The 9,303-nt window shown below is 40.6% G+C and carries 10 protein-coding genes; 3 read left to right on the top strand and 7 right to left on the bottom strand.

What is annotated here, in order from left to right; all coding sequences use genetic code 11:
* Positions 1 to 7: 7 nt before the first annotated feature.
* From fliE to JIG37_RS09510, 3 genes are all read right to left on the bottom strand, one after another.
* Positions 8 to 340 (bottom strand): flagellar hook-basal body complex protein FliE, encoded by a 333-nt coding sequence (gene fliE / locus JIG37_RS09500; RefSeq protein WP_054553276.1) that lies wholly within the window; start codon positions 338 to 340, stop codon positions 8 to 10.
* 170 nt (positions 341 to 510) lie between these two features.
* Positions 511 to 1,914, bottom strand: a complete 1,404-nt coding sequence (locus tag JIG37_RS09505; RefSeq protein WP_054553277.1) for a sigma-54 dependent transcriptional regulator — start codon at positions 1,912 to 1,914, stop codon at positions 511 to 513.
* Positions 1,911 to 3,023, bottom strand: coding sequence for an ATP-binding protein (locus JIG37_RS09510; RefSeq protein ID WP_199529240.1), 1,113 nt, complete (start codon positions 3,021 to 3,023; stop codon positions 1,911 to 1,913). The genes JIG37_RS09505 and JIG37_RS09510 overlap by 4 nt, the downstream gene beginning before the upstream one ends.
* 128 nt (positions 3,024 to 3,151) lie before the next feature.
* Between JIG37_RS09510 and JIG37_RS09515 the strand changes: the two genes are divergently transcribed.
* On the top strand, positions 3,152 to 3,739 hold the full coding sequence (locus tag JIG37_RS09515; protein WP_199529241.1) for a DNA-3-methyladenine glycosylase I: 588 nt from the start codon (positions 3,152 to 3,154) through the stop codon (positions 3,737 to 3,739).
* Positions 3,740 to 4,195: 456 nt separating this feature from the next.
* Here the strand turns inward: JIG37_RS09515 and JIG37_RS09520 are convergent, their stop codons facing one another.
* Positions 4,196 to 5,635 (bottom strand): sigma-54 dependent transcriptional regulator, encoded by a 1,440-nt coding sequence (locus JIG37_RS09520; RefSeq protein WP_199529242.1) that lies wholly within the window; start codon positions 5,633 to 5,635, stop codon positions 4,196 to 4,198.
* A 293-nt stretch (positions 5,636 to 5,928) separates the two neighbouring features.
* Here JIG37_RS09520 and fliS point away from each other — a divergent pair, with 293 nt between their 5' ends.
* Together fliS and JIG37_RS09530 are read left to right on the top strand one after the other, a co-directional pair.
* A complete protein-coding gene (gene fliS, locus JIG37_RS09525) occupies positions 5,929 to 6,330 on the top strand; it encodes a flagellar export chaperone FliS (protein WP_138599045.1) in 402 nt (133 codons plus the stop codon).
* Positions 6,330 to 6,617 (top strand): hypothetical protein, encoded by a 288-nt coding sequence (locus JIG37_RS09530; protein WP_138599046.1) that lies wholly within the window; start codon positions 6,330 to 6,332, stop codon positions 6,615 to 6,617. Before fliS ends, JIG37_RS09530 begins: the two co-directional genes overlap by 1 nt.
* 220 nt (positions 6,618 to 6,837) lie before the next feature.
* Here JIG37_RS09530 and fliD read toward each other — a convergent pair whose 3' ends face one another.
* The 3 genes from fliD to JIG37_RS09545 form a co-directional block, all read right to left on the bottom strand.
* Complete coding sequence (gene fliD, locus JIG37_RS09535; RefSeq protein ID WP_199529243.1) at positions 6,838 to 8,247, bottom strand: flagellar filament capping protein FliD; 1,410 nt, start codon at positions 8,245 to 8,247, stop codon at positions 6,838 to 6,840.
* 40 nt (positions 8,248 to 8,287) lie between these two features.
* Positions 8,288 to 8,710 carry a flagellar protein FlaG gene (locus JIG37_RS09540; protein WP_199529244.1) on the bottom strand — a complete coding sequence of 141 codons (423 nt, stop codon included), beginning with the start codon at positions 8,708 to 8,710 and terminating at the stop codon, positions 8,288 to 8,290.
* A gap of 124 nt (positions 8,711 to 8,834) precedes the next feature.
* On the bottom strand, positions 8,835 to 9,303 hold a 469-nt coding region (locus JIG37_RS09545), incomplete at its 5' end, for a flagellin (protein WP_280517213.1).

The following is a 9,303-nucleotide window of genomic DNA, read 5'->3' on the forward strand; positions in this document are numbered from 1 at the left end:
TACCTAGTTACACAGGCATGTTCATAATTTCTTTATAAGCTTCAACAAGTTTATTGCGAACCTGTACCGTCGCTTCAAAGGCAACTGATGACTTTTGCGAAGCAATCATTACGTCCGCAAGTGAAACACTGCGATCGCCCATTTCAAGCGCGGTTACCTTTTGTTTTGCTTCTTGTTGTAAGCCATTCACTGTATCAAGTGCATTGGTAAGTAAATCACCAAACTGTGCCGATGAAGTTGGCTGAGTTTGTGTTGGTAAATTATTAATTGAGTTACTACGACCAACTTCTGAAGCCATAGATTGCATTTCTTGAAATAATGCGCTGTTTTGAACTTTCATAATACTCTCTGACAATGCAGTTTACTTATGCACTGATAAAGCACAAACCGTGCCACAAAATAAAATGAATATTTTCAACAACTTAAAACAATAAATTTACTTGTCAGAGTTTTGACAGCAAACAAGCTCACAAAAATGCGAGCTTGTTTGACTAACTTTTTGAAAGGAGTTTATGCAGGTAAGGCGATACCCAAGTCTCGCATTTGCGCCAGTTTATAACGTAACGTGCGCGGACTGATACCTAAGGTTTCTGCAACCTCTTTACGCTTACCATTACAGCGCGCTAAGGTTTCTAAAATAATACGATGCTCTTTGTCTTTCAGCTCGTCTTTATAATTACCCTGCTCACTCACTTGCGGTACGGTATCTAGATTAACTTCAACAGGCTGTTCTTGATAAACTGGTGCGTTGTGTGGTGGCGTAGCGACTGGCTTGATATCCGCCGTAAGCAACTCTTCAATAAAGACATCATCTTGATGAATACTATTACCATCGCATAATATCAACGCCCGTTGAATAACGTTATCAAGCTCTCGAACGTTACCTGGCCAAGCATGCGATAGCAGCTTTTGTTTCGCACCCTCACTTAGTTGAGCTATAGGTTCTTTACTTTTCAGGCAATGACGCTCAATTAGATGCTCAGCCAACACAACAATGTCACCAGGACGCTCGGCTAATGGTTTCCACATTAGCGGAAACACATTTAAGCGATAATATAAGTCTTCTCTAAATAGATTTTCGCTCACTGCTTCTTTTAAATCTCGGTTGCTTGTAGCAAGAACACGAACATCAAGCTCTATGGTTTTACGACCACCTAAGCGCTCTACTTCGCGCTCTTGAAGTACACGCAGTAATTTAGCTTGCAAGCCTAAATCCATCTCAGTGATTTCATCAAGTAAGATGGTACCACCTTGAGCTTGCTCAAATTTACCCGGACAGGCTTGAATAGCGCCGGTAAACGCCCCTTTTTCGTAACCGAATAAGGTTGCTTCAAGCATGTTTTCAGGAATAGCCGCGCAGTTAATAGCCACAAAGGGGGCATCGCTACGATTTGATTTATCGTGGATAAAACGAGCCAACACTTCTTTACCCGAGCCACTTGGGCCGAGTACCATGACACTGGCATCTGAGCGGGCAACTTTGCTCGCGAGCTCTAATAGCTTAATACTCGATGGATCGGCAACGATTGGGCCATCGGTTTCTTTTTCCTTTTCAGGTAGATAACGACTCACCATGTTAAGGAGCACTTCTGGAGCAAACGGTTTTGCCATGTAATCAATCGCACCTAAACGCATTGCTTCTACAGCATCATCAATGGTGGCATAGGCTGTCATCATTAATACCGGCAGCTCAGGATAATTAAGTTTAATGCTACGTAATAGGTCAAGGCCACTCATGGCGCCCATTTGCACATCACTAACAACCAATGAATAGCTATTTTGCTTAAGCAAGATCATCGCTTGTTCAGCGCTATCTGCAGCAACGCAATCAATACCCGACATTTCAAGGGTATCGATCAGTGCTTCTCGTAAGCCCGCGTCGTCTTCAACGACTAAAATAGAGTTAGTATTCATTTTGCCTCCGCTGAGATTGGTTCTGCACTAATTGGCAAGATCAAACTAAAACATGCTCCCCCATGAGCATTATTAGTCACTTCAACCCGTCCTTGGTGCGCATTGGCTACTGAACTTACAACTGCAAGTCCAAGCCCCGTGCCTTGGCTTTTGGTAGTGTAAAAAGGTTCGAATAATTTGTTGGCATGACGTAAATCAACACCTGGGCCATTATCACTGACACTGATACGAACACAGTTTTCGCTAGTTTCGTCACGTTCGGCACTCAGGGTTACCACAGCATCAGAGCCAATAATTTGAATACTATTGTGGATCAGGTTTTGAATAGCACTCGCCAGAGCAGTTTTATTACCCATAATTTCAATATCTGGCTCAGGCAAGTTCACGCTAAGTTCACTGTTATTTTGTGCAACCATAGCATCAGCACCGGCTTTTACTTCATTAAGTAACTGTTGCATTGAAACGCTTTCGACCACTTGTTGCTCACCACTTTTGGCAAATAACAGCATATCGTTCACTTGGGTTTCTAAATCTTTTAAACGCGACATTAGCTTCGTATGAAAGTTGCCACGCGAGCTTTCTGGCAATCGCTTTGAGCCTAAATTTGCGGCATACAGCATGGCCGCTGATAACGGTGTTCTGACTTGATGAGCAAGCGAAGCGACCATTTTGCCAAGCGCACTTAAGCGCTGCATATGTGCTACTCGCTTTTGTAAGCGCCTGGTTTCAGTTAAATCTGTCATTAAAATTAACTGCCCTGGCTCTGGAGCAAGCGCAGTAATATCAAGCTTAATTAAACGGCCATCTTTAAGTGATACTTCATGTCCATCGTCTTGCTGTGGTCGAAATGAGCGTTGAATAACGCTAAACCACTTTTCACCTTCAAGGGGTTCACCTAGCATATCAATGGCAATTTGATTGGCTTTTGCGATCATGCCTCGGCCATCTAAAACCACCACACCCGCAGGCATGGTATCAACCAAATGGCCTAACCAACTGGCTTGTTGGCGCAGCTCACTCAATTCACCCACATACTCTTCTTGCTGTAGGCATGGGTTATATTGTTTGGCTGTGATAAATTGTGGTTTTAGGACATTTGCTAAGGCCATAATCAATACTCAAAAAATCGTGTCTACCTAGCTAAATGCACAATCCGTACCAAATTTATTTTTGTTTTATTTCAATAAATTAAAGACAAAAACAACACTGACAAAAAAATGACAATCGCGAGGGAATAATGCAAAAAGAACACCATTGTCGTTGCCCATGGCTCGATACCAGCAAAGAAGATTATGTGGCCTATCATGACCAAGAATGGGGGGTGCCATTATATGATGATCACCGCTTATTTGAGTTTATAACCTTAGAGTCAGCACAAGCGGGACTGAGTTGGTATACCATACTTAAAAAACGTGATGGCTATCGCAGTGCCTTTAAAAACTTTGTTGTTGAAGATGTTGCCAGAATGACCGAAGACGACGTCGAACGGTTAATGCAGTTTGAAGGCATTATTCGTAATCGCGCTAAAATCGCTGCTACTATCAATAACGCGCAGCGTTTTATTGAAATTCAAAAAGAATTCGGCAGTTTCTCAAACTACCAATGGCAGTTTATGGGTGGCAAGCCACTGGTAAACGACCTCGATAAATTAGCGGACTATCCGGCTATTACTGAAGCCTCAACAGCATTTGCCAAAGATTTAAAAAAGCGTGGCTTTAAGTTTTTAGGGCCAACCACTGTGTATGCGCATATGCAAGCCTGTGGCATGGTTAACGACCATAGTAATGATTGTTTTAGAAAACAAGAGATTATTGATAGTTATTAGGTGATATGGGCTAAGCTTGGCTTCTATCTTCTCGGTGCTGCAAGCAGCCTCCGGTGGTAAAAAGCTAATTAAGTAACTTATTCACAAAGAGGCTAAGAGACGCTGCGCTTATGAGGTAAAAATAAAGATGTTAAATTTTAGGCTCTAGGCTACTAGGTGTAGCGCGCAGCACCTCGATTACCTTGGTGGTAAAAGTATTAAGAGCCTGATTCACAAATAGGTTAAAGGAATATTGCGCTTTAAATATTAAAAGAAAGGGCTTGGTTTCTCATTTGTTCCTCATTATTTTCTCTTTGTGCAAAAAGCTTTTAGTGATTTATTACCACAGCAGACCCCGAATGAAAGACGGTGAGCGCGCCCGTAAGTTTAGCGCCTATAAATAAAGACACAGCCCATTCTATAGGCGTAATAACCATAGTACTTAGTTAATTTTTGCCTAAAACCTGCTCTTAACTATTAGTCACGCGTTAGGTTGTATTTCTTCATTTTTTCGACCAGTGTGGTGCGCCTAACACCTAAAATTTCTGCTGCACGTGCAACAACGTAATCATAGCGCTCTAATGCTTGGCTAATTAAGCTAATTTCTAGCTCAGCAAGATACTCTTTGAGCTCAATTCCTTCATCTGGTAATAAACCTGAGTCAGCCGTTGTTGCTGGTACTTCAGGTTCTTCATCATCGTAATCACTAAAGCCGGTACTGAAAATATCGTTGAAAGCATCTCGCTCCATCAACTCTTCAGGGTACTCAGGCTCATAAGCCTCAACTTCGATATAACGATATTTAGCTGGTAGGTCTGGCACATCAACTACTTTATCAGGGAACATGATCACCATGCGCTCAACTAAGTTAGCAAGCTCACGAATATTTCCCGGCCACGCATGCTCTTTTAAGCTTTGAATCGCACGCTCAGTGAATTTGGCCGTTGTGCCACTTTGCTCGTTCACACGACGCATTAACTCTTTTAAAAGCAGAGGAATGTCGTCAGCACGCTCACTTAGCGAAGGATTTTCAATTGGAAACACGTTTAAGCGATAAAAAAGGTCTTCACGGAAGTCGCCTTTTTCAATCATCTCTTCAAGGTTGCGGTGAGTTGCAGCAATAATTCGTACATCAGCTTGAATAGGCTTAGTACCCCCTACTCGCTCATAGCTACGCTCTTGCAACACACGTAGTAGTTTAACCTGCATTTGCAAAGGCATATCACCTATTTCATCTAGAAACAGCGTGCCGCCTTGCGCTAATTCAAAGCGCCCTTTGCGTGCAGAAATAGCGCCCGTAAAGGCCCCCTTTTCATGGCCAAATAGCTCACTTTCAAGAAGTTCGCCAGGAATAGCACCACAGTTTACCGGCACAAATGGCCCGGTATTGCGTTTAGAGAGTAAATGAACATTACGTGCAACAACTTCTTTACCTGTGCCTGACTCACCTAAGATCAGCACATTGGCATCGGTTTTTGCTACTTGCTCAATTAAAAAGCGCACATCTTTTACAGCTTCGGTTTCACCGACTAAACCATCAAATGATTTGTTGGATTTAGCTTGTTTATGGTCACCCGGTAGCATGCGCTGATATTGCTGACAATCATGCAATAGCTGAGTAGTTACGTCATGGTTAAACGGTTCACAAATTAAACCAACTACATTAGCAATGCTTAGCAGCGGTTTGAGTGTTTCACCAATTAATAAAAACGGAATGGCAGGAAACTGTTTGATCACAGCCTCGTGATTTAGCTGCTGTAAAGCACCAAGAATGACCATGCATTCTTGCTGTTGATGTTTTTCACAAAAAGACTGTAATGTAGTCTCATCAACTAATTGTGCAGTTTCACCAATGAAGGTAAGTGCTGCATGTAAACCTATCGCACGATTATTATTATTGTCTAAAATTAAGATCATTATTGGCGAACCACAGTTACCACGAGGTTAGTTAATTTCTAAATTGTAAGCGAGTTTAGGAGGGATGCAAGCGCTAAGCGGCAATTTATTGACATCAACGCCAAAAAATAGTCACTTAGCACTAAAATTTAATACTAAAGAATTAACTTACAAATTTAGCCTGTTTGAATTTTAAAATATTCTATACTCGTTGCTATAATCTCTATAGAAATGCTCAAAGAAAGATAACATCAATGGCATTAATATTGCTTATCTATTTTTATGAATCGGTGTTTTTAATATAGGATTTTCTCATGGCACATATATCGATAAAAAAGTACAGTCAAGTTAGCGTTAGCAACATTAATGAAATGTCTCCTTATGAGCAGATCAATTTGATTTTCAGCAATATTATCGGACGCTTAGCAGCAACTAAAGGCTTTATTGAGCGTAAAGAATTTGAAAAAAAAGGTGAAAATATTTCTACCTGCATTTTATTATTCGGTGCTCTACAAGATGCACTCAATTTTGAGCATGGCGGGGATATCTCTAGCAACCTACTATCGCTGTACGACTTTTGCCAACGCAGGTTAACTGAAGCAAATGTAAACAACGACATTGCAGCAGTAGATGATGTTATCCGTATCGTTAAAGAAATAAAAGAAGGGTGGGATTCTATTCCGCTCGAAGAGCGCATACCTAAAGCTGAGCAATAATGCCGAATTATAACGCTCTGAATGAATTACTCATTGCATTATCAGAGCACATAGATAAAACAGATATTGAGCTGGCAAGCCAAACGTTAATAGCTATTGACCAAGAGTTAAAACATTGGTGTGAGAGTGAAACACCACCTCAAGAAAAAGAGTTATTAGCTATACAAGCTAAAATTTTAGCCGCTACAGCTAGACTTAAAAACGCGAGAGATAAAACTCAGGCCGAGTTAATCAACCAGCGTAAATCACAAAAAGCTATTTCTAAATATAAAGCAACTAAACGCTAATTTTCGTTTAGTTGCTTTTGACATACTCAGTTATATAAACGCGTTATTAGCGCTATATCAATTGTGAAAAATAAAGTCGCGGTTGTAGATAGTGAATTGGTTTTTGTACTTCTATTCAAACAAAGTAAAATATTTACTAAATAGATCGTTTATGAACCAAAAGCAAAAAAGCGCCAAAAGAGTTGGCGCCTAAATACCGATAAGAAAATAGACTAATCAATTATTTACTTTGCTTAACAACCCCTGGCATATTATCAAGCTGCGCTTGCACATAGCTACTGGTTGAGTTCATCTGGGCTACAAGTAAATCCATGCTATTGTACTGTGCGTATAAACGAGACTCTAACGACTCCATTTTTCTTGCAAAATCAATTCGCTCATCATCTAAGCCATCTAACTGGGTTTGTTTACTGTCAATTCTGTTTTGAACAATACCATCTGAGTCTGTATAAAAGCTCATTAGCTCATCAAAAGACTGTGCAAAACCGCCCTCGTCTTCATTTTCACCTATAAAGAACTCCTGCACTAGGTCTACATCTGCTTCGACTTGCTCGTTTAGGCGTTCTGTGTCTAGGCTTAATTTACCGTAACGGTCTGCTTCAACCCCAAGCTTAGATAACGACAAACTACTGCCATCACTCAGGGTTACTTCACTGGTTAATTGCTGACGGAGTTTTGACATTACCCCACGAAGCATAGAATCACCAGCCATCACACCAGCGCCGTCTTCACCTGATTTACCTAAATTATTACTAAGCTCAAGTAATTCGTTATAACTTTCAATAAAACTGTTTAAGCCTGCTTTAATATTATTGTTATTTTCAGTAATTTTTAACGTGCTATCATCGTCATCAGTGCCATGTGCTTTTTTGGCGGTAATCGTTACACCGTCAATAACATTTGCAAACTCGTTATCACTGCTAGTAACTGTTAAATTACCATCTATGGTAATTGAAGCATCTATTGCAGCAATTACTTCACTGATGTTTGTCACCCCTGCATCTGTGTCATAGCCTAGAGCCGATAAACCTGCCGCGTCAGTATTATCGCCATCAGCATCAGTTGCTGTAACTTTTATTGCGTTTTCAACACCACTATTTTTTGCGGATAAAACTAAATGCTGGCCATTATCGTCGGTAATAATCGTTGCTGTTACATTGTCGTTATCTTTACTGTCATTAATCGCATCACGAATTTCAGACAAAGTTGCAGTATCTGACACATCAATATCAAAACTATTCTCACCTGACGCTATAGTTAACGTCCCTTCACCAACTGCGGCATCTTCTGCAAATGCACTTGACATCAATTTATGTTCAGTCGCAAGATTGTTTACTTTTACATTATAACCACCAGGCTGAGCCTCTTTATCTGAGCTTAGTGTTACAAAATCATCACTACCAGAAATACTACGTTTTTGGTAGTTATCAACCTCACCTAACGCTTCCATTGAGGTTTGCAATTTTTCAAGCGCTGATTTTAGTGCACCTGCAGCTGAAATATCTGTAGTTAACGTTGCTTCCTTGTTGTTTAAACGTGAAGTAAAAGGGGTACTTTCAGCGCTAACCAAAGCATCAACAATATCTGCTACTGCTAAGCCCGAGCCTAAACCATTAAATGAAATAGCCATAATACTTCCTCACATTACACATTTAACTTAACAAAAAACTTTAAACAGTTTGATCAATTAAAAAACCTGCGGTTTCTGAAAGTTTAGCCACTAGGCTCAACACTTCTTCAGATGGGTATTGCTTAATTAGCTCACCACTGTTTTTATCAACCACTTTAATAACATCACGGCCCGACTCTTCATCAACTTGAAACTGCAAACTTCGATTCATTTCGCCCATGAAATCTTGCAATTGTTGCGCCATCTTCTCAAGCTGCTCACGGCCCAATTCATCTTTTTCACCGCTTTGTTGCGATTTTTTTTGCGCTTGCTGAGAGCTTTGCTCCATTTGTTGTTGAAGTGTATTTTCCGTTTTATTTGATTCATCAACCGCCGTTGCTGTTAATTGAGGACTCGCCGCTAACTTATCATCAGCTTTTTGCGGAGCCACTGCAAAATCAGGGCTTTGGGTTATTGCACTCATAACGCCTCCTTAAACATTTTACCCTAGGGTAATACAACAAAAGGAGATTAGCACAAGCCAATCTCCTTTTTATTTTAGTTAACTAATGCTGACTTAACCATTAGTGTTGTAACTAATCACACTATTAACCAATTAAGCTAAGCGCTGCTTGTGGTAATTGGTTCGCTTGCGACAAGATTGATGTACCCGCTTGTTGCAAGATTTGGTTTTTAGTCATAGCAGCTGTTTCAGATGCAAAATCAGTGTCTTGAATACGGCTACGTGAAGCAGATACGTTCTCTTGAACATTTGCTAAATTACTGATTGTTTGACTAAAGCGGTTTTGCACCGCACCTAAGTTTGCTCTTTGTGCATCAATTTGCGATAACGCACCATCTATAACAGCTAATGCGCTTTGTGAGCCATCCTGACTTGTAATATCCAAATCAGAAACTTTATTAAGTGAAGCTACTGCATCAGCACCTAAATCTGCATCAGTGGCTGTTACAACGCTAAAGCTGTTATCTGAAGACAGTTTAATACTCCCAGCTACAGCAACACTATCAGCCGCAGCAGCTTGTCCATCCAATGCAATAGCAGTAGTTTGAACAGTC

This window comes from Pseudoalteromonas sp. bablab_jr010 (genome assembly GCF_016464105.1).
GTDB classification, from domain to species: Bacteria; Pseudomonadota; Gammaproteobacteria; order Enterobacterales; family Alteromonadaceae; genus Pseudoalteromonas; species Pseudoalteromonas simplex.

Bases quoted from the DNA above. Each gene is read 5' to 3' on its own strand.
- fliE (WP_054553276.1), bottom strand. From the start codon at position 340: ATGAAAGTTCAAAACAGCGCATTATTTCAAGAAATGCAATCTATGGCT.
- JIG37_RS09505 (WP_054553277.1), bottom strand. From the start codon at position 1,914: ATGAATACTAACTCTATTTTAGTCGTTGAAGACGACGCGGGCTTACGA.
- fliD (WP_199529243.1), bottom strand. From the start codon at position 8,247: ATGGCTATTTCATTTAATGGTTTAGGCTCGGGCTTAGCAGTAGCAGAT.
- JIG37_RS09540 (WP_199529244.1), bottom strand. From the start codon at position 8,710: ATGAGTGCAATAACCCAAAGCCCTGATTTTGCAGTGGCTCCGCAAAAA.
- JIG37_RS09520 (WP_199529242.1), bottom strand. From the start codon at position 5,635: ATGATCTTAATTTTAGACAATAATAATAATCGTGCGATAGGTTTACAT.
- fliS (WP_138599045.1), top strand. From the start codon at position 5,929: ATGGCACATATATCGATAAAAAAGTACAGTCAAGTTAGCGTTAGCAAC.
- JIG37_RS09510 (WP_199529240.1), bottom strand. From the start codon at position 3,023: ATGGCCTTAGCAAATGTCCTAAAACCACAATTTATCACAGCCAAACAA.
- JIG37_RS09515 (WP_199529241.1), top strand. From the start codon at position 3,152: ATGCAAAAAGAACACCATTGTCGTTGCCCATGGCTCGATACCAGCAAA.
- JIG37_RS09530 (WP_138599046.1), top strand. From the start codon at position 6,330: ATGCCGAATTATAACGCTCTGAATGAATTACTCATTGCATTATCAGAG.